The organism is Streptomyces sp. B93 (assembly GCF_018070565.1).
In the GTDB taxonomy this organism is placed as follows: domain Bacteria; phylum Actinomycetota; class Actinomycetes; order Streptomycetales; family Streptomycetaceae; genus Streptomyces.
Window position 1 is genome coordinate 202,436 of the sequence record NZ_JAGPXL010000010.1, and the last position, 18,688, is coordinate 221,123.

General features: G+C 69.2%; 21 protein-coding genes and 3 pseudogenes. 7 read left to right on the plus strand and 17 right to left on the minus strand.

The genetic code is table 11. From position 1 onward, the window contains the following. Positions 1-113 precede the first annotated feature (113 nt). Both KBY47_RS13070 and KBY47_RS13075 read right to left on the minus strand, forming a co-directional pair. Positions 114-347, minus strand: coding sequence for a WHG domain-containing protein (locus KBY47_RS13070; protein ID WP_210921226.1), 234 nt, complete (start codon positions 345-347; stop codon positions 114-116). Between the two features lie 445 nt (positions 348-792). Beyond that, positions 793-1,536: an SDR family oxidoreductase gene (locus KBY47_RS13075; protein ID WP_210921227.1), complete on the minus strand. Its 744-nt coding sequence runs from the start codon at positions 1,534-1,536 to the stop codon at positions 793-795. Between the two features lie 149 nt (positions 1,537-1,685). On the opposite strand from KBY47_RS13075, the gene KBY47_RS13080 reads away from it, so the two are divergent. Then, positions 1,686-2,519: a helix-turn-helix transcriptional regulator gene (locus KBY47_RS13080; RefSeq protein WP_210921228.1), complete on the plus strand. Its 834-nt coding sequence runs from the start codon at positions 1,686-1,688 to the stop codon at positions 2,517-2,519. Between the two features lie 96 nt (positions 2,520-2,615). Here the strand turns inward: KBY47_RS13080 and KBY47_RS13085 are convergent, their stop codons facing one another. The 3 genes and pseudogenes from KBY47_RS13085 to KBY47_RS13095 form a co-directional block, all read right to left on the minus strand. Beyond that, positions 2,616-2,777: a zinc-binding dehydrogenase gene (locus KBY47_RS13085; protein WP_210921229.1), complete on the minus strand. Its 162-nt coding sequence runs from the start codon at positions 2,775-2,777 to the stop codon at positions 2,616-2,618. Continuing rightward, positions 2,764-2,963 (minus strand): annotated as a pseudogene (locus tag KBY47_RS36490) (transposase); the annotation flags it as partial. The gene KBY47_RS13085 and the pseudogene KBY47_RS36490, both read right to left, overlap by 14 nt. 72 nt (positions 2,964-3,035) lie before the next feature. After that, on the minus strand, positions 3,036-3,677 hold the full coding sequence (locus tag KBY47_RS13095) for a TetR/AcrR family transcriptional regulator C-terminal domain-containing protein (RefSeq protein WP_210921231.1): 642 nt from the start codon (positions 3,675-3,677) through the stop codon (positions 3,036-3,038). A gap of 89 nt (positions 3,678-3,766) precedes the next feature. Between KBY47_RS13095 and KBY47_RS13100 the strand changes: the two genes are divergently transcribed. After that, on the plus strand, positions 3,767-4,681 hold the full coding sequence (locus tag KBY47_RS13100; RefSeq protein ID WP_247694600.1) for an alpha/beta hydrolase: 915 nt from the start codon (positions 3,767-3,769) through the stop codon (positions 4,679-4,681). Next, a complete protein-coding gene (locus KBY47_RS13105; RefSeq protein ID WP_210921233.1) occupies positions 4,674-5,312 on the plus strand; it encodes a maleylpyruvate isomerase family mycothiol-dependent enzyme in 639 nt (212 codons plus the stop codon). The genes KBY47_RS13100 and KBY47_RS13105 overlap by 8 nt, the downstream gene beginning before the upstream one ends. A gap of 365 nt (positions 5,313-5,677) precedes the next feature. Here KBY47_RS13105 and KBY47_RS36495 read toward each other — a convergent pair whose 3' ends face one another. The 4 genes from KBY47_RS36495 to KBY47_RS13130 form a co-directional block, all read right to left on the minus strand. Next, positions 5,678-5,962 carry a transposase family protein gene (locus KBY47_RS36495; RefSeq protein ID WP_247694601.1) on the minus strand — a complete coding sequence of 95 codons (285 nt, stop codon included), beginning with the start codon at positions 5,960-5,962 and terminating at the stop codon, positions 5,678-5,680. Positions 5,963-6,447: 485 nt separating this feature from the next. Beyond that, positions 6,448-7,470: an aldehyde reductase gene (locus tag KBY47_RS13120; RefSeq protein WP_210921234.1), complete on the minus strand. Its 1,023-nt coding sequence runs from the start codon at positions 7,468-7,470 to the stop codon at positions 6,448-6,450. Positions 7,471-7,480: 10 nt separating this feature from the next. Further along, positions 7,481-8,197, minus strand: coding sequence for a DUF998 domain-containing protein (locus KBY47_RS13125; protein ID WP_210921235.1), 717 nt, complete (start codon positions 8,195-8,197; stop codon positions 7,481-7,483). Continuing rightward, positions 8,194-9,243, minus strand: coding sequence for an aldo/keto reductase (locus KBY47_RS13130; RefSeq protein WP_210921236.1), 1,050 nt, complete (start codon positions 9,241-9,243; stop codon positions 8,194-8,196). Before KBY47_RS13130 ends, KBY47_RS13125 begins: the two co-directional genes overlap by 4 nt. Positions 9,244-9,319: 76 nt before the next feature. Between KBY47_RS13130 and KBY47_RS13135 the strand changes: the two genes are divergently transcribed. Further along, positions 9,320-9,862 carry a TetR/AcrR family transcriptional regulator gene (locus KBY47_RS13135; RefSeq protein WP_210921237.1) on the plus strand — a complete coding sequence of 181 codons (543 nt, stop codon included), beginning with the start codon at positions 9,320-9,322 and terminating at the stop codon, positions 9,860-9,862. Between the two features lie 68 nt (positions 9,863-9,930). Here the strand turns inward: KBY47_RS13135 and KBY47_RS13140 are convergent, their stop codons facing one another. Next, positions 9,931-10,860 (minus strand): SDR family NAD(P)-dependent oxidoreductase, encoded by a 930-nt coding sequence (locus KBY47_RS13140; RefSeq protein ID WP_210921238.1) that lies wholly within the window; start codon positions 10,858-10,860, stop codon positions 9,931-9,933. Positions 10,861-10,928: 68 nt separating this feature from the next. After that, a complete protein-coding gene (locus tag KBY47_RS13145) occupies positions 10,929-11,816 on the minus strand; it encodes an SDR family NAD(P)-dependent oxidoreductase (protein WP_210921239.1) in 888 nt (295 codons plus the stop codon). A 72-nt stretch (positions 11,817-11,888) separates the two neighbouring features. Here KBY47_RS13145 and KBY47_RS13150 point away from each other — a divergent pair, with 72 nt between their 5' ends. Beyond that, positions 11,889-12,803, plus strand: a complete 915-nt coding sequence (locus KBY47_RS13150; RefSeq protein WP_210921279.1) for a LysR family transcriptional regulator — start codon at positions 11,889-11,891, stop codon at positions 12,801-12,803. A gap of 57 nt (positions 12,804-12,860) precedes the next feature. Here the strand turns inward: KBY47_RS13150 and KBY47_RS13155 are convergent, their stop codons facing one another. Next, positions 12,861-13,757 (minus strand): oxidoreductase, encoded by an 897-nt coding sequence (locus KBY47_RS13155; protein ID WP_210921240.1) that lies wholly within the window; start codon positions 13,755-13,757, stop codon positions 12,861-12,863. A gap of 61 nt (positions 13,758-13,818) precedes the next feature. Between KBY47_RS13155 and KBY47_RS13160 the strand changes: the two genes are divergently transcribed. Both KBY47_RS13160 and KBY47_RS13165 read left to right on the plus strand, forming a co-directional pair. Then, positions 13,819-14,412: a TetR/AcrR family transcriptional regulator gene (locus KBY47_RS13160; RefSeq protein ID WP_210921241.1), complete on the plus strand. Its 594-nt coding sequence runs from the start codon at positions 13,819-13,821 to the stop codon at positions 14,410-14,412. 106 nt (positions 14,413-14,518) lie between these two features. Beyond that, positions 14,519-15,070: a transposase family protein gene (locus KBY47_RS13165; protein WP_210921242.1), complete on the plus strand. Its 552-nt coding sequence runs from the start codon at positions 14,519-14,521 to the stop codon at positions 15,068-15,070. A 114-nt stretch (positions 15,071-15,184) separates the two neighbouring features. Here the strand turns inward: KBY47_RS13165 and KBY47_RS13170 are convergent. From KBY47_RS13170 to KBY47_RS13185, 5 genes and pseudogenes are all read right to left on the minus strand, one after another. Further along, a pseudogene (locus KBY47_RS13170) lies at positions 15,185-15,445 on the minus strand (IS5/IS1182 family transposase); the annotation flags it as partial. 462 nt (positions 15,446-15,907) lie between these two features. Next, positions 15,908-16,106 (minus strand): annotated as a pseudogene (locus KBY47_RS36500) (hypothetical protein); the annotation flags it as partial. Positions 16,107-16,394: 288 nt separating this feature from the next. Continuing rightward, positions 16,395-17,531, minus strand: coding sequence for a HAMP domain-containing sensor histidine kinase (locus KBY47_RS13175; protein ID WP_210921243.1), 1,137 nt, complete (start codon positions 17,529-17,531; stop codon positions 16,395-16,397). Positions 17,532-17,544: 13 nt separating this feature from the next. Next, complete coding sequence (locus tag KBY47_RS13180; RefSeq protein ID WP_210921244.1) at positions 17,545-18,207, minus strand: response regulator transcription factor; 663 nt, start codon at positions 18,205-18,207, stop codon at positions 17,545-17,547. 118 nt (positions 18,208-18,325) lie between these two features. Further along, positions 18,326-18,562: a hypothetical protein gene (locus KBY47_RS13185; RefSeq protein WP_210921245.1), complete on the minus strand. Its 237-nt coding sequence runs from the start codon at positions 18,560-18,562 to the stop codon at positions 18,326-18,328. Between the last annotated feature and the right edge of the window lie 126 nt (positions 18,563-18,688).

The window sequence follows — 18,688 nt, forward strand, 5'->3', positions numbered from 1 at the left end:
CGTTCCTGCGGAATGTGGTGAGGCTGACGTGCTTGCCGGCGGCGATGCGGTCGAGGGTCTGCGTGAATTCGCTGAAGGGTGTTCGGCCGCGGCGCGCGTCTCGTGGCCGACGTTCAGTAGGCCCTGCATAGAAAGACGGCCAGGCCGTGGGCGGCCGCCGCGGTCAGCACGATGAGCTCGAAGGCGGCGGCTTCGTCGGAGGTGAGCCGTAGCGTGACGGGCATCAGGAGGTCGCGCAGCGCGGTCCCTGCCTCCGTGAGTCCCGGATGCTCGCCGTGGTCCAGTCCGGCCCCGAAGGCAAGGTCGAACAGCGCCCTCTCGTCGGCGGCGAAGCGGACGTAGGCCACGGCGAAGGCTGCCAGTTGTTCCTCCGCGTCGTTGGTGGAGGCGATCGCCTCGCTGTACCGCGTGTGCTGTTCCCGGAAGGAGCGCGCCGCGAGTGACGCGAGGAGGGCGTCCCGGTCGGCGAAGTGCTAGTGGCCGGCAGGGAGTACTACGGCCCCAGCGGCTTCCTGGAGAGCAAAGGTCACCCGACACGGTGCGTTCCATAGCTGAGACCTACGACGAGGCCGCACAACGCCAACTGTGGGACCTCTCGGAGGAACTGACCGGGGTCCGGTACCCGGTCTAGTGCTGCGACCGGTCAGACACACCATCTCGTCCGTCGGGGTGGTGACGGCCGTGCCGCTGGAGTCAAAGACGCCCGGTCCGTTCGACAAGGCGGACCGACCGGGGCTGCTCAGCCATCAGTCACGCTTGGAGGTGGCGGAGCAGGCACCGGCCGGCCGGGGGTCAGCCCTGGACGGTGGGGCGCACCACGATCTCGTTGATGTCCACGCTGGCTGGCTGATCGAGGGCGAAGCCGATCGCCTCGGCGACGGCGGATGCCGGGATGGCGAGTTGCCGTGCGGCGGCGCGCGCCGCCGCCTGTGCCTCGACGGCGCCGCCCCGGTCCAGCAGCTCACTCTCGGTGAACCCGGGACTGATGACCGTGACGCGGATGTCGCGGCTCTCCTGGCGCAGCCCTTCCGAGAGGGCCCGCACGGCGTACTTGGTGGCGCAGTACACGGCCGCGGTCGGGTCCACGCGGTGACCGGCCACCGAGGCGATGTTGACGATGTGCCCGCCACGCTGTTCACGCATCCTCGGCAGTACCGCGGCGATGCCGTACAGCGTGCCGCGCACATTGACGTCGATCATTCGGTCCCACTCCTCGACGTGGAGGTCCGCCATCGGTGCCAGCGGCATCACGCCGGCGTTGTTCACCAGCACGTCGATCCGGCCGTACCGGTCGAGTGCCGCGTCGACGAACGACTCGACACTGTCGCGGCGCGTGACATCGAGCGCGCAGTGGTCCAGTGCACCGGTCGCCCTGCGCACCTCTCGGGCCAGCTCCGCCAGCCGGTCCGTACGACGTGCCCCAGCCATGACCTGATGGCCCGCGGCGGCCAGGTGACGGGCCGTGGCCTCGCCGATGCCGCTGCTGGCCCCGGTGATCAGGACGACCTTCTTCTCCAAGGGGGTGGACGCAAACATGATGGTGATCTCCTTCGTGTGCACAAGGTGGCCCGTGGCGACGGCCACCGGCATCAGTCCACCCGCCGGGCACGTGCTCAGGAAGGCCGCAGCACCCTGGGTGCGCGACACCCAGGCTGCCGCGGCAGCTGCGCAGTACTGTCGGTCTCATGCACCGTGCGTCTGCCCAGTCACTCGGAGACTTCCTCCGGGCAAGCCGCGCCCGCCTGGAGCCGTCCGACGTCGGGCTCCCCGCCGGCAGTGGCACCCGCAGGGTCAAGGGCCTGCGCAGGGAAGAGGTCGCCGTACTGGCCGGGGTGAGCGCCGACTACTACGTACGCCTGGAACAGGGCCGGGAGACCAACCCCTCGCCGCAAGTCGTCGGCGCGCTGGGCAGGGCACTGCGGCTGAACGCCGACGCGCGTACCCACCTGCACCGGCTCGCAGGGCTGAGCCCCCTGGCCGAGGTCGGCAGCCTGCGCCACCAGGTGCACCCCGACCTGCTGCGCCTGCTCGACGCCTTCCCCGACGCCGCGGCCTACGTCCTGGGACCCGCGTTCGACATCCTGGCCACCAACGTGATCGCCGACGCCCTCCTCGAGCCCTTCGACGGGGAGACCAACATGCCGCGGATTCTCTTCACCCACCCGCGGGCCCGCGACGTCTTCCCAGACCGGCGGCTGGTCACCAGCGCGACCGTGTACGCACTCCGCCTGAACGCGGCCCGCTTCAGCGACGTCCCGGAGATCGACGAACTGGTCCAGGAACTGCTGGAGGCGTCGGCGGAGTTCCGTGCCCTGTGGGACGACCAGAAGGCCGGTGGTCTCGCCCGGGCGTTCAAGGCGTTCGTACATCCCGAAGCCGGACGCATCGAGCTGACCTACGAGAGCTTCGACGTGCGGGCCGCGCCCGGCCAGGAACTGCTGGTGGGGTCGGCGGAACGGGGCAGCCGCAGCGCGCAGGCCCTCACCTACCTCGCGTCCATGGCCGCGCCCCGCGGCTGACATGGCCTGGTCCCCTGCGTGAGGGGGACCGGCGCCACCCGCTCGCGTCGTGACACGACCCCGCGGAGCGGACGTGGGGGGCGATGCAGGACGAGGTCACGGCTCGATGTCGACCACGACCTTTCCGTTCGCCGTGCCGTTCACCACGGACCGATGGGCGTCCGCCACGTCGGCGAGGGTATAGCGCGTCCCGTCCAGCACGGGACGCAGTTTGCCGTCGTCCACCAGTGCAGCGGCTTCACGCAGCGAAGCGTTCATTGACGGTCTCCCAGGGGCTGTAACGTTCGGGCACGTCACGCCGGGGTGCCCAGGTTCGCAACCGCCAGAGCACGCCGTTCACCACTTGGCGATGATCTCGCCATGGCCGCCCACGACCATCAACCGGTGCAGCAGCGGGTCTATCTGCTCCCAGGCCACATCTGTCAACTCACTCCGGCCAAACAGAGACAATGATCGGCCACGACTGGTCACCTGGACTGCAATATCTGCCCGGCGTTGGCTGCCAGTGACGGGCCTTCAGGTGTGATCATGCGGTTGCGCGGCCGTGAGGCGAATGCCGGCAAGGATCATGTCAAGCCCTCGGTCGAACTCACGGCCGGCGAGCGCGGCGCCGATGGGGGCGAGCTTGGCAAGGGTCGGAAGGCCGTCCTCAGCTAGGGCGCCCATGCGCTGCGCTGCGGAATCGCGAGTGGCTTCGCGTGTTATCGGGCCCGCCAGTTCCGCTTGAGCGATCCCCATGACGAAGCTCATCACGGTGCGGAAAGCGACCATAAGGTCGTCGTCGCGCAGTCCCCCGCGAGCCAGGGCCGAGGCGAGTGCCTCCGCTGGTACGAGGCTGGCCGGTGAGGACGTGCGGCGGGTGAGTACGAGCGGAATGGCGGCCGGGTGGGCTCTCACGGCCCGCCACAAGGCGGTGGCTGCGGCCCGGGTGTCGGCCGTCCAGTCTCCCGTGGGCTCGGGCACCTCCACGCGTGCCGAGACCGCGTCCACCACGAGTTCTTCCAGCGCGTCGCGTCCATCCACGTAGTTGTAGAGCGTCATGGGGCCTGTGCGCAGGGATGCTGCCAGTGAACGCATGGTCAGTGCGGACAGGCCGTCGCGGTCGACGATGTCCAGCGCATGCTGCTGGATCTCGGCAAGCGTGAACCGGGCTTTCATCGACAGGCACTCCCCACTTGACACGTACGTTGTACGTGTTTCAAGGTACTACACGTACGGTGTACGTATCGAGCGGAGCGAACCCTTCCATGCCTGAAACACACAGCACACACTTCACTTCCCAGGGTCAACGGTGCGCAGCCTGGATCACCTATCCGCACAGCGAGGGCCCCTACCCGGCTGTCGTGCTCGTCCACGGATTCGGGGCCACCCACGAGATGCGGCTCGATCAATACGAGCAGGCATTCGCCAACGCGGGCATCGCCGTCATTGCCTTCGACTTCCGGCACATCGGCGCCTCCGAAGGCACCCCGCGCCAGTTCATCTCGATCCCCCGCCAGAAGGCCGACCTCGACGCCGCACTGGCCTTCGCTGCCAGCGACCCTCGAATCGACCCCACCAGGATCGCCCTGTGGGGAACGTCGATGGGAGCCACCCACGTCCTGCTCGCGGCAGCCGAGCACCCACAACTCGCCGCGGCCGTGGTCCAGTGCCCGGTCCTGAACACCATGAACGCCGCACTCAGCTCCGGGTTCCGCGCGATCACCAGGCTGGCCGGGCCCATCACCAGCGACCTCATCCGCGGCGCGCTGGGCCTGCCCCGCCGATACGTCGCCATTGTCGACGAACCTGGCAGCACAGCGATTGTCACCGTCCCAGGAGCAAAAGAGGGCTGGTACGGAATGGTCCCGCCCGGGGCCGACTTCGACAACCGCGTCACCGCATCGATCGGCTTCGAACTGATCAAACTCAACGCTTCCCGCCGCGCCGGATCAATCCACGCGCCACTGCTCGTATGCGTCTCCGACCACGAAACCCTCATGGACCCACGCATCGCCGCCAAGACAGCCGATCGCGCACCCAAGGGCGTAGCCATCCGCTACCCCGCCGATCACTTCGAGGTCTACCACGCACCGCTCGTCGACGACATCCTCCACGACCAGGTCGCCTTCCTCACCCAGCACCTCACCCCCCGGCCCCTGGACGAGGCTCGCCGTGCCTGACTACGCCAAGCTCAGCAAGCTCCAGGACGACAACTTCTCCGCCTTCGCCCGTACCCTTACCGACGAGGAATGGCGTCGCCCCAGTCTGTGCACAGGATGGACGAACAAGGACGTGCTGGCCCATCTCGCACTCGGCCTGCAGCTCCCAGTGACCCGCCTGCTCCTGGCCATGGCCCGCCACCGCGGCTCCTTTGACGCGACCAACGAAGATGTCACCCGCCGCTACGCTCAGCACCGAACCGCACAGGAACTCATCGACGAGTTCGACCAGGCACGGACCCGGCCCCAAGGCATCGGGCGCCTCCTGCCCAACCCGCTGATGCTCGGCGACCACGTCGTCCACCATCTCGACATCGCTCTTCCCCTGGGAAGAACAGCCGACCTGCCGCCCGAGATCGCGGAGGCGGTCCTCACTGTCGAGACGACCATCCCAAACCCATTCGTGCCTGCCGTCACCAGAGCACGCGGCCTCGCCCTGCGCGCCACAGACGCTGACTGGAGTAGGCAGGGCAGCCCTGACCTGGAGATCATCGGCGCCGCCGAACACCTCATTTCCGTCCTCGCCGGCCGCGGCTACGCTATGCCCCACCTCACGGGCAGTGGGGCTTCCGAATTGGCTCGGCGTATCTGAAGCACGCCTGGTCAGTTGACGAACCACACCCAGTTCGAAGCGGTCATTGACAAGATTCCTGTCCCGGGTCGTCGCCGCCCCGCAAACCGGACCGGACTTTAACTCGCCGCGCTCGTCCCCTGACCCCTCGGACCCGGCAAGTATTTATCAGACAGGTCCTAACCAGCTCGTGCACGGTAAGCAGGGAGGCGTCGATAAACCGCGGCGGGGCTCGGCGTTGACATCGGTCGTGCTGATGTCAGGTCCGCGATCTGCTGGTGAGACAGCAGTCCCGCGTCGGCCTGGACGGTGTGGCTCATGTGCTCGCGGCGGCAGAGGTGGCGGGTCAGCGCCGTTCTTCTTGAACTTGCGGTGCGGCGGTGTGACTACACGTCCGCCTGTCTGGGCGCCCAGGCCCTGGTAGCCGGCATCGGCAAGGATCTCGACCGCGGGCCCGTCAGCCAGGAGTTCACCAGCCCGAGCTGGCGGGCGTGGGTGATGTCCGCGCAGCTTGTGGGCTCGGTCGGGCTGCAGAGCAGCATCCGCCCGTCGCTGTCCGTGACCACCATGGTCCTGACCGCGTTCTGCTTGTTCTTGCCGGAGATGAACGCCTCCCGGTCCGTGCGTCCGGCGGCCGGCCGCCGGACCCGGATCTCGGTGCCGTTGATCATCCCGGTCTTCCCGCTGACACCGAGGTGATCGATGACCCCGGCCAGAGTCCGTAGTCGAAGGCCAGGTTGCCAGAACCCATACCGGCCTGACCAAGCACTGCTAGGACGTAAACGGCAATCTGCCCGCTTCAAACGGGAGGTTTCACCAAGGTCTACCTAGCGGCGGATGGGCGCAGTCTGTCCCCGGTTGTCGTGGCCACGCCGGGCAGTGTCAATGACTCCACCGTGTTCGGCACGCCTCCGCACAAACCGGGCGCACCGTCGCGGCTTGTTCATCACGCGGCCTCACGCAGCCACGGTGGTCTGGCACTGGCCTGCCATCCGCGGCAGGGCCAGCAGCGGTCGATTGCCGCCCACGAATCATCGGTCGGCTCATGGCCTCGCACCACGAACAGGCCAGCGTCGCCAACGTTCTGTGGGCCAGCTCAGGGCCAACCGCGCCGCTCCGCGTCGAGACCGTTCTGTGTGATGAGGCACCGGCGAGGTTATGCGCTGATGCCGTGGGCGAGCAGGCTTTCGGCGGTGTCCGTGATCGTGTCCTCGATCGGACGCGCCTTCCAGCCGAGTAGTTTCTCCGCCTTCGCACCGGTCGCGTCGAGGTCGCGGCCCAGCTGGTGCTTGAGCAGGCGCAGTTCGGGGTTGACGGTGGCCAGGGCCCGGGTGAGCCAGACGGGCAGTTCGCGGGTCGGGGCCTTGGCGGCGCGTTCGCCCAGGCGGTCGTGCAGGATGCGGGCGATGTCGACGACGCGCAGGCTGTGGCCCGCGACGGCGAGGAAGCGTTCGCCGGCGGCGGCGGGGTCGGTCATGGCGCGCACGTGCAGGTCGGCGACGTCGCGGACGTCGACGTAGCCCATGCCGAAGGGCGGGCAGGCGGGGACGCGTCCCTCCAGCATCCTGCGGATCAGGCGCAGGGAGGGCGGGTCGTCGGGGCCGAGGAGGGGACCGAAGACGCCCACGGGGTGTACGGCGGTCAGTTCCATACCGCCGCCTTCCTCCCGGATGAACCGCCAGGCGGCACGCTCGGCGAGGGTCTTGGAACGCTGGTAGGGCGGGATGTCGGCGTCGGTATTGGTCCAGTCCTCCTCGGTGAACGGGGTGGAGCGTGGCGGGTGTCCGATGCCGACGGCGCCGAAGGCACTGGTCAGCACGGTACGGCGGACGCCTGCGTCACGGGCGGCGCGCAGGACGCGCAGGACCCCTTCGCGGGCCGGGACGACCAGGTCGTCGTCGCTTGCGGGGGTGTGACGCAAGGTGGGTGAAGCGACGTGGAGGACGTGCTCACAGTCGGCTACGGCGGCGTCCCAGCCGTCGGAGTGCTGGAGGTCGGCGCGTACGACGGTGAGCCGGTCGTCGTCGAAGACGGCGGCCTCGTGCAGCCAGGAGCGCAGGGCCGGTTCGCGCTGTGGGTCGCGGACGGTGGTGCGGACGGTGTGGCCGGATTCGAGCAGGGCGAGGATGCACCAGCTTCCGATGAATCCGGTCCCTCCGGTGACCAGTACGGGTGTCATGGGTGTCTCCTCAGCTGGTGGCGTGGATGGGAAGGGGGATGGGTGGGGGTGTCACGGGCAGTCGTCGGGCGGCGATACTGCTGGCGAGGAGGGCGTGGCTGATCATGATCGGGTAGATGACGGCGCGTTCGAGCAGGCCGATGTTCCACATCCAGCCGGTGAGGGCGTCGGCCATGAAGAGCGGGAAGGCGATCAGGCCCGCGGTGCCCAGGGCGATGCTCACGGTCGAGCGGCGGCGGCTGAGGCCGATGCGTGCGCCGTTGGCTCCGACGGCGATCGCCATGACGTTGCCGGCGAGCATGACGGTCTGCGCGCCGAGCGTGTGGAGGGCGATCAGGCCGTTGTCGACGTTGGCGTTGGAGCCTTGGAAGATGCCGACGAGGCCGACTCCGGCGCCGGCCAGGACGGCGAGGATCACGATGATGGTCGGGCGGACGCCCTTGCGCGGGTCGAACACGAGGAACGCGCCGACAGCCAGGAGGATGCCGTAGACCACCCAGCCGGTGTTCATGACGGCGCCGAGGGGTGAGTTGGCGACTTGCCCGAACGCGGTCTGGGGCGGGCCGGTCAGGCCGAGGTGACTGACCCAGTTGTGGAAGGGCGAGTAGGGCGGGTCCTGCCAAGCGGCGGCGGTGACGAACTCGGCCAGCCAGGACACGAGCGGGCCGAGCAGGATGAGGAGGGCCCCGGCGCGGGCGGCCGGGCCGGAGCGGACGATGGGGTTCATGACAGGGCCATTCCGGGGATGCGCCGGCGGATGGCCTCCAGCTCGGCTTCGTCGGAGACGCCCTGCCAGTCGTAGCGCGGGGTGTACGGGGCTTCCAGGGCGCGCACCTCGTCGTCGGTGAGGTCGATGTCGAGGGAGGCCACGGCCTGGTCGATCTGGTGGGTGGAGCCGGCGCCGACCAGGGGCGCGGTGACCACCGGCTGGCGGCGCAGCCAGGCGAGCGCGACCTGGGCGCGGCTCACGCCGTGCGCGTCCGCCACCTGGCCGACCGCGTCGATGATCGCCTTGTTGGACGCTTCCTGCGCGGGTGAGTAGAGCAGATCGGCGTAGGCCGCGTCGGTTTCGGAGCGCGGGGTGGAGCGGGCGTCGTCCCAGGCCCGGGCCAGGCGGCCGCGGGCCAGGGGGGACCAGATGAGGGTGCCGACGCCTTCGTCCAGACACAGCGGGATCATTTCCCGTTCCTCTTCGCGGGCGAGGAGGTTGTAGTGGTTCTGCATCGACACGAACCGCGCCCAGCCGTACTGCTTCTGCAGGTGGAGGGCCTTGGCGAACTCCCAGGCGTGCATGGAGGAGGCGCCGAGGTAGCGGACCTTGCCGCCCTGCACCAGGTCGCTGAGGGCCTGGAGTGTCTCTTCCCAGGGGGTGGAGTGGTCGTTGCGGTGGATCTGGTAGAGGTCGATGTAGTCCGTGCCGAGGCGGCGAAGGGAGTGGTCGACCTCGGTCATGATCGCCTTGCGTGACAGTCCGCGTCCGTTCGGGCCCGGGCGCATCGGGTGACGCAGTTTCGTGGCGATGACCACGGCGTCGCGGTCGGCGTAGTCCTTCAGTGCGCGGCCGAGGATCTCCTCGCTGGAGCCGTTGGAGTACATGTTCGCGGTGTCGAAGAAGTTGATGCCCGCCTCCAGCGCGTGTCGGATGAGCGGGCGGGCCTCCTCCTCGCCCTTCGACCAGACGGGGTGCCCGCGGTCGGGTTCGCCGTAGGTCATGGCGCCGATGGCGATCGGTGACACGTCCAGGCCGGTGGTGCCGAGCTTGATGTAGTGCATGGTGCCCCTCTAAAGTAAGTGGAGAACTCTCCGAATAACGTAGTGGAGAGTTCTCCACTTAGCAAGGGGAGAACTCGTGGTCCGATCCGACGCCCGTGAGAACAGGGCGCGCATTCTCGCTGCCGCCCGCGAGGCGCTGGGCGAGGACGGCGGCACGTCGATGAACCAGATCGCCCAGCGCGCCGGCGTCGGCCCGGGCACGCTGTACCGCAACTTCCCCACCCGCGAGGCGCTGGTCCTGGCCGTCTATCAGGACGAGGTCACCCGCATCACCGGCACCGTGCCCGACCTGCTCGCGCGCATGTCGCCCCTGGAGGCGCTGCGTGCCTGGACGCTCGATCTGGTCGAGGCCATGCGCAGGAAGCACGGCCTGGGCGAGGCCCTCAGCCCCAGCGCGCACCAGGCGATGAGCGAACAGAGCTACGGCCCGGTCATCACCGCGATCACCGGGCTGCTCGACGCCGGCAAGGAGGACGGGAGCATCCGCGCGGACGCGGACCCCGGTGACTTCCTCCAGCTCACCGGCGCGCTCTGGCGTGCCGCCGCCGTCCCCGAGGACCGCGCTCCGCGCATGCTCGCGCTCATCCTCGACGGGCTGCGCGCGCAGCCGCAGCTCTGAAGGCCGGTCGAAGACCGGCTGAGGACCGTGTGGCGACGGTGGTCGGCGGTCGTGTCCGGCAGAGGTGCCTAGCGGGCCTGTGCGAGGAGTTCCTGCGACAGGTCCCACAGGCGCCCGGCGTTGTCCGGGTCGACGGCATAGCGGGCGACCCCGTGCAAAGTACCGGTGCGGCGGTCGACGACATCGCTTTCGTTGCAGTCGACGAAGTAGCGGCCGCCCACGCCGTCGAGGAGTGGTGAGGCGGCGAGCAGGACGGAGGTCGCCGCTCCCTGCTCGACCGTCTTGATCAGATGGTCGGGGACCAGCCCGCTGCCGCGTCCGGCGGTGTGCCGTTGCAGGTTCGTGTGGATGGCGCCGGGCATGCACGCGTTGACGGTGATGCCGTCCGCGGTCCAGCGGCGGGTCGCCTCGACCGCGAAGAGGATGTTCGCGGTCTTGGACTGGCCGTAGGCGAGCCACGGATCGTAGGGGCGGAAGGCGAAGTTGACGTCGTCCCACACGATCGGGGAGCGCTGGTGACCGGAGGAACTCACCGCGACCACACGCGCGTTGCCGTCGGCGGCCAGCGCCCGGTGCAGGCCGGTGGCGAGAGCGAAGTGCCCCAGGTGGTTGGTGGCGAACTGCCATTCCCAGCCCTGCTCGGTGTACTGCTCGGGGCAGGCCATGACGCCCGCGTTGTTCACCAGGACGTGCAGCGGGCCGCGCCAGGCGGCGGTGAAGGCGGTGACGGACGCGGGATCGGACAGGTCCAGGTGCGCCACGTGCACCTCGTGACATCCGGTGGAGGCGGTGATGTTCTTGGCTACGCGTTCGCCGGAGGCGACGTCCCGCACGGCGAGGGTGACTTCCGCGCCTGCGACGGCCAGAGCCCGGGCCGTCTCGGCGCCGAGCCCCGACGAGGCACCGGTGATCACCGCGCGACGGCCGGTGAGGTCGACGCCCCGCGTCACCTCGTCCGTCGTGCTTGAGAAATCGAAGGGGGTGGTGATGAGGTCCACGAGCGAACTCCCTGCTGTGTTCTCAGAGCCGGCTGTGTCTTCGAAGCCAGCACGACGACTCGGCGTGTTCAGGGGGTGAGCATCCGGTCCTGTTCCACGGGTGGTGTGCCGTCGTGCCAGGGCAGGACCTTTCCGAACCGCACCAGTTCGCCGTACAGGGCGGGGTCCACGTGCTCGGCGAAGACCAGGTCGAGCACGGCTTCGGCGGCCCTGGCGGGTGTCTGGGCCCGGCTGTGGTCGCTGAACCAGGGCCGCGAGGTGCCGGTGTCGACCAGGCCCGGGCACACGGCCGCAATCAGGGTGCCGTCGGCGAGGTCGCGTGCGCGGCGCTCGGCGGCGACGGCGCGGACGGCGGCGACCTGAGCCACCTTGGACGGCACGTTCAGCCACAGGGGCCAGCCCGCCTCCTGCGCCGTCCTGCTGTGGACGGCGCTGCGCCAGGACTCCACGGCGTACTCGACCTGATCGAGGCTCGCACCGTCGAAGAGGTGGTGCAGCCGGGTATCGAGATGACCGAGGGTGCCCAGGCTGCTGGCGACCACCAGGAGCCGGCCGCCCGGACGCAGGACGGGGCCGAAGGCGCGCAGGACCGCGTGGGTGGCGGTGTTCGAGACGTCGATGAACTCATCCGCCCGCTCGGCCTGGGACTCCTCTGGCAGAACGCGGGCGACCGCGTTGGACACGACGACGTCGACCCCGCCGTGCCGTGCCCCGAGTTCCCCGGCGAGACGGGTGATGGCATCGGTGTCGGTGACGTCCAGGACACGACCCTCGACACGCGCACGAGTGCCGGGCAACCGGCCCACCTCATGGGCAGCCTTCCCCACCCGTTGTCGGTCGCGACCGGTGAGCAGGATGAGATCGTCCTCGTTCATGCGGGCCGCCAGTCCCTCGGCCAGGGCGCGGCCCAACCCTTGGTTGGCGCCGGTGACAAGAGCGATGCGAGAGGCGTTCATGCCTGCCACGCTAGGAACGCCGCCAGCCATGCGTCCAACGAGAGTTTGGTACATGTGGTATGCGTGATCGTCATGGACTTCGAGGACGTCTCCCTCACCGCGCTGCGTGTCTTCCGCGCCGTCGCCGAGCACCGGACCTTCACCGCGGCCGCCACCTCGCTGGGCTACACCCAGTCCGCCGTGTCCCGGCAGGTGGCAGCGATCGAACGGGCGGCGGGCACGCAGCTGTTGCAGCGCCGGCGCGAGGGAGTACGGCTGACCGCGGCCGGCCACACCGTCCTGCGCCACGCGACGGTCGTGCTCGACGAGATCGAAGCGACCGCCAGGGAACTGTCCGGCCTGCCCACGGCGGCCGGCACCGTACGATTGGGATGGATCCCCAGCGCAGGAGCCGTCCTCCTCACCCGGGCCCTCACCGAGCTCAGCCACACCGACCCCGGCCTGCGGGTCGTCAGCCGCGAGGGCACCACCCCCGTCCTGGTACGCGCCCTGCGCGCCGGCAGCCTGGACCTGGCCCTGCTCGGCTCGGCGCCCCCCTTCCGCCCGCCGGACACCGAGACACCTCCGCTCGTGGTGGAGACACTCGCCGAACGCGCCCTGTGCCTGGCGGTACCCGCCACCCATCCGCTCGCCCGCGGCGACTACGTCGACGTGGCCGACCTCCGGGGACAGCGCTGGGTCGCGGGCCCTTCCTCCGGCGAGGACCGCTTGATGGGCGTATGGCCGGGCTTGGACGAACGGCCCGAGATCGCACACACCGCACGGGACTGGTGCGCCAAACTTCACCTTGTCGCCGCCGGCTTCGGGCTGACCACCGTGCCCGCCGCCCTCGCCCCGGCCGCACCCGAAGGCGTCCGCGTCCTCCCTGTACGCGGCGGCCCTCAGGAACAACGGCGACTGCTCCTGGCCAGCCTCGGACGCCGTTCCACGCCGTCCGTCGACCGCGTAGCGGCCGCCCTCCGCGCCGCCGCCCTCACCGTCACCTGACAGCACCCACCGGGCGCGGCCGGTCTTGTACCCCCCGGTGACGCCCACGGCTTGGCATCACCCGAGGGGGAAGGACGTGGCCGTGAGGCGTTCGGACAGCTCCCATAGCCGGGCTGCGAGGTCAGTGTCCTGGGCGGCGGCGCTGCGGGCGACCAGCGTGGGCCGGCCGCGCTGCCCGCCCCGGCCGTCAGGGCCGACGTAGCTCGCCCCGGGCAGGTCGCGGACGGCCGCGAACAGGGTCGGTTGAGCCCCGTCGGCCCCGCTCTGCATGACGAACCGGCCGGCGATCGCCGCGACCGCCTTCATGGCCGGGCCGAGGTGACGGTTCAGGCCGGTCGTCGCCGCCCCGGGATGTGCGGCCAGGGCCCGCACCCTGGAGCCCGCCGCGGTCAGTCGCCTTTGCAGTTCCAGGGTGAACAGCAGGTTGGCGAGCTTGGACTGGCCGTACGCGGCCGAGGGGCGGTAGTTCCTGCGCTCCCAGTTGGGATCGTGCAGGTCCAGGGAGGCGCCCTTGTGGGCGTTGGAGGCGATGGTGATCACCCGGTCGGTGATCCTCGGCAGCAGCAGGTTGGTGAGGGCGAAGTGACCGAGGTGGTTGGTGCCGAAGTGGGTCTCGAAGCCGTCCGCGGTCCGGCGCAGCGGCACGTTCGCCACACCCGCGTTGTTGATCAGGATGTCGCAGGGGTGGTCGACGGAGGCCGCGAAGGCGCGGACGGATGCGAGGTCGGCGAGGTCGAGCGGCCGCGGTTCGATGGCATCGGGCAGGTGCGGAGCGAGGGCACGGGCGCGTTCGACGTCCCGCACGGCCATGATCACGTGAGCTCCGGCCCGAGCGAGGGCGCGGGTCGTTTCGAGGCCTATGCCGCTGTTCGCGCCGGTAATGATCAACGTACGCCCGTCCTGCCGCGGCAGCCGGCCGGCCGTCCAGGGTGCCGGGGAGAGTGAGTTGGTCATGAGCCCAATGTATTCATCGAATACATTGTAGTCAATGAATACATTGGGCTAAGGTGGCCCCATGACCGCGGTACGGCCCTACCATCACGGCAACCTGCGCAGTGCCCTGCTGCGGGAGGCGGAGAGCGTCCTCGGCGAACGTGGCGTGGAGGGTCTGTCCCTGCGCGAACTGGCGCGGGTGGCGGGAGTGAGCAACAGTGCGCCCCGCCGCCACTTCGCCGACAAGACGGCACTGCTGGACGCGCTCGCGGAAGAGGGCTACGAGCGGCTGGGGCGCAGACTCGACGCGGCCCTGAAGACCGCCGAGGGCGACGTCTCCGCTCGACTCGTGGTCTTCGCCCGCACCTACGTCGAGTTCGCCGTCGAGCACCGCGCGTTGCTGCCCCTGATGCACCGACCGAAGAGCGAGGCGCGCGATGATGCCCTTTCGGCTGCCAACGACCGGGCCTTCGCCGCGCCGTTGCGACTGCTGCGAGAGGCCCGCGAACTCGGTGTCATCGACCCGGACACCAGCGGCCGGGTCGACATGACCCTCCTGGCGCTCCTCCAGGGCCTGACCGTGCTCGTCGCCACGGGCATGAACGGCGATCTCCCGCTCGACACGCTCGTCACCGGCTGCGTCGAAACGCTGATGTCGGGCCTGCGGCCACGCTGAGCCGACCTCAAAGCCTCTTTGACCACGGAGCCGGGCGGGTCGGCCAGACGGTTGGTCCGGCGCTAAAGGGTGTTGCTGAAGGGTGTGATCAGGGCATTTCCCTTGTATGGGTGGGGTGTTGCGGGCTGAGCCGTTGTGGGTGGAGACGTTCACGGGCTTGCGTGTGGACCGGTTCCTGAAGCTGGTGAGGGTGGTGCGGGAGCGGGGAGGGAACGGGCCCGGTGGTGGCCGTCCGTGGTGCCTGCCGCTGGCTGACCGGGTCCTGCTGGTCGCCGTCTCTTGCCGAACCAACCTCACCATGCGGCAGCTCGCCCCGCTCTTCGGTGTCTCCCCGGCGACGGTCTGCCGGGTCATCCAGCGGCTGCGGCCGTTGCTGGCGCTGGAGCCCGCGCCACGGCCGGTGGCTGGCGTGGACCAGTTGTGGATGGTGGACGGCACCCTGATCCCGGTGCGCGACCGCAGCGTGGGGGCCTCGAGCCGTAACTACCGGTTCTCGGCGAACGTGCAGGTCATCATTGATGCCGACACGCGCCTGGTCATCGCCTCGGCGCGGTCGAAGAACTGGAAGATCCTCCGCGACTGCCGTCAAAAGGGCGACGGCCTTCACCACGCCGTCCAGGCCGTCGCCACCATGCACAACCTCGCACTCGCAGGGTGAAACACCAGGTCAAGCACCACCTTGACCTGCCCGAGAGGAACCTACAGCAACACCCTTTAGTAGTCGCTCACCGATGCGTTCAACCGCCATCGCGACATGTCTGCCAGCGACGCCGACACCGAACAGCAGTCCCAGCACCGCGTGCGGCAGGTCGTGCCGCAGATGGATCAGCGTGGCCACCAGCCGGTCGACGAAGACCAGTTGCTGGCGGGCACCGGCTCCCGCGGCCCGCTTCCTGACCCCACCTCGTGCAGCATGGCGTCGACCCTCCACCCTGGCCTGTCATGGCACCGCCAACTCCTGTGTCAGCAGCGCGAGATGCTGTCGAGTGATCCCCGTGAACAGCCGATGCGCCAGCACCACCCGATTGACCATGACCGCCACAGTCGGATCATGCCACCGGCCAGGCACGACGCCTCACCCGTTATCACGCACCAACTCGTCAACACCTCTGCCCATGCCGAGCGCTTCATCGACCTCGGCGGCGTTGAGGATGCTGGACGAGTCCTCCAGGCAGCCGACGCCCCGACCGACCACACCCGCATGGGGCGGCGCCTACTCCACCGAACCACCGTTCTGACAGCTCGGGCTGGTACGGGCCACGTCTCCCAAGTACGTGACGGGCCGGTTCAGCCAGGGAGGCGTAACCGACCTCTCGCGGCGAGTGGCCACGGCTGAGGCGTCGGCTTGAGGCGGCGCCAGTCGTAGGGGGTGATCGAGCTGGAGGTGTCTGCGATTGTAGATGTGGGCCAGGACCCAACGCCGCCATCTCCCGGCTGCACGCCCACCCGTCAGGCGGTGGCGAGAACTGGTCACCGGCCGCCGCGAATATCTGTGGCGTGGTCCGCGGCCTTCGACAGTGCCGCGGACCAGGAGCAGCCCGGAGTGGAACACGGTGTGGACGACTCGCTCGTGGCTGTTGCAATCGGCGGAGTCTGAGTGGAGCCCATACGCCGGCCGCGAGCACCTTCTGTCCCGGGATCATCGTGCGCAGGTGTGCGGCGTCGGTGGCGCCGAGCTCACGCAGCAGCCGGTTGCGGACCACCACGGTCATCGCGCTGCGCGGCGAGCGCATCGGGGCATCCGCTTGACGGCCTAGGGGGCGTTTTGGCGGGGCGGGATACTCAAAGTGGCAGTGCGCTTCGGGGCTCACCGCCACGGGGACGTCTTGTTCGAGGCGGGAGGCAGGTCGAACGCGGCCGGTCAGGGTGGCCGAGAACCTCGATGAATTCTGCCGCCATTGTCGGATCCACGGACTTGATCAGTTCGTTCCTGTCCAGGCTGACGGGCCCCCGTAACGGTGGCACGTTACGTCCCGAAGCTCTCATGCGGAACGTGGCATCCGGACCTCGGCGATCAGACCGCCGTCCGGCCGGGGCAGCAGGTGAAGCCGCCATCCGTGCCGGGTGACGACGGCGGCCACCAGAGCTGCGCCCAGTCCGCCGCCGCTCCTTCCCAGGCGCCCGGCGCCGCGGTGGAAGGGTTCGGTGATCCTCGTTACCTCCTCGGGAGTCATGGCGGCGCCGGTGTTGGCGACACGGAGCAGGATTCCAGGGGATTCGTCGCACAGATGCAGTTCGACCTCGCCGCCTCGGTAGTTGTGGCGTACGGCGTTGTCGAGGAGGTTGCGTACCATGAGCTGGATCATGGGTGCCTCGCCGTCGACCACGGCAGGGCCAAGGTTCTCACTCATTGTCACGCCGTTCGCCAGGGCGGTTGCCCGTTGTGCCTCTGCTTCCCGACGGACGACGAGCGTCAGATCGACCCTGTCCAAGGGGCCCCTACTCGCTTGGGTTTCCGCCAGGTCCAGCAGCGTGCGCACGGTATGGACACTACGGCTGTTCAGGGTGCGCAGGTCCCGCAGAAGGTCGCGTGTCGACCCGTGCGGCATGTGGGCCAGCGCGTCGTCGATGACCGCTTGTGTCGTGGCGAGTGGTGTGCGGAGTTCGTGGGAGGCGTTCGCCGCGAACCGGCGCTGTGCCTCGAATGCGTCGTCCAGCCTCGCGAGCATGATGTTGAAGGTCACGGCGAGGTCGGTGATCTCGTCCTGGGTCCGGCCCAGCGGCACCCGGGCTCGCAGGTCCGTGGTGGCGGCCTGGCGTGCCGCGTCGGTCATCGCGCCGAGCGGTGCGAGGGAGCGTCGTACGATCCGGCGCACGACGAAGGCTCCGGACACGACCCCGCCGGCGAGCGCGACTGCTGAGAACACCAGCAGACGATCGACCTCACGCCGTGGCAGGAGCGGACCCGAGGCACTCGTGGAGGGTGGAGGACCACCGCTTGTCCTGCCGGGCGCGACCGCCGGCGCACCTCCGACGATATTTGTGGGAACGTAGGCCATCAACAGCGCGATGGTGGCTACCATGACCAGCGCCAGCACGGCGAAAACGGCGACCAGGCTACCGATGACCCGGGTACTTAGGGACCGGCGTTGGGCCGTTCGCCGCTCAGCCGTTCGCATCCTCGTCTCCTCGTCAGGTGGGGACAACGCGGTACCCCACACCGGGAACGGTTTCGATCGGCCAGGGCCTGCCCAACTTCTTGCGCAGCGTGGAGATCACTACGCGGGGGGAGTTGGTGAAGGGGTCGGCGTGCTCGTCCCACGCTCGCCGCAGAAGCGTCTCCGCGCTGAGCACGCCGCCTTCCGCGCGCATCAGCTGCTCCAGGATGCGGAACTCCTTAGGGCTGAGCGACAGGAGTCGGCCGCCACGGAACGCCTGGTGCGTGAACGGGTCGAGACGGAGTTCGCCGAAGCGGAGCTCCGGCGGTGTCCGGGGACCGGACCGGCGCTGCAACGCCCGCAGCCGCGCGATGAGTTCGGGAAACTCGAAGGGTTTGGTGAGGTAATCATCAGCTCCCAGACGGAGTCCTGTGACCCGGTCGATGAGTGTGGCCGACGCGGTCAGCATCAGCACCCCCGTCGACGCGTGGTGGGAGACGATGTACCTGCACACTTCGTCGCCGGAGAGCAGGGGCAGGTCCCGATCGAGGATGACGGCTTCATACTCCTGCGACCGCAGCATGTCCACCGCGCTCCGACCGTCGTGAACGACGTCGACCGTCAGCCCCGCCCGGTGCAGCTCGTTGCGGACAGCTCGGGCGAGGAGCTGTTCATCCTCCGCCAGTAACACCTTCACACCGCGCCCTTCCGACATCCGTTGCCCCGGCCCGCATCTCACCACATCGCAGCGCACCGCTTCCGGCCGGGATGAGGCGGGCCGGGCTACCGCACCCCCCGGCCCGCCGGTGGCACTGCTAGCCGACCCAGACCCCGGCCTCCGCCTTGTGGACCGTCACTCCCGGCCCGGGCCGGTCGGCCGTCTGGCCCGTCTTACCGATCTCCGGAGCGTCGTCCGCTCCCTGCGTCTGGCCCTGCGGGGCCGTCGGGGCCGACGTGTCGGCCTGGGCCAGGGAGGCCGCGACCGCAACCCCGCCACCGGACAGGGTGAGGACGAGTGCGAGCCCGGCAACCGTAGTCTTCTTGATCTTCATGGCACAGCTCCTTCCGCCAAGCCGTCCTTCGGCGTCGGCGTGCGCCAGTCAATGCGGTCCGCTGTTGCGGAGTCGTAAAGAGCGGCGCGCGAACCGCCGCGACGCCGCACAGGATGAAGGCGGAAG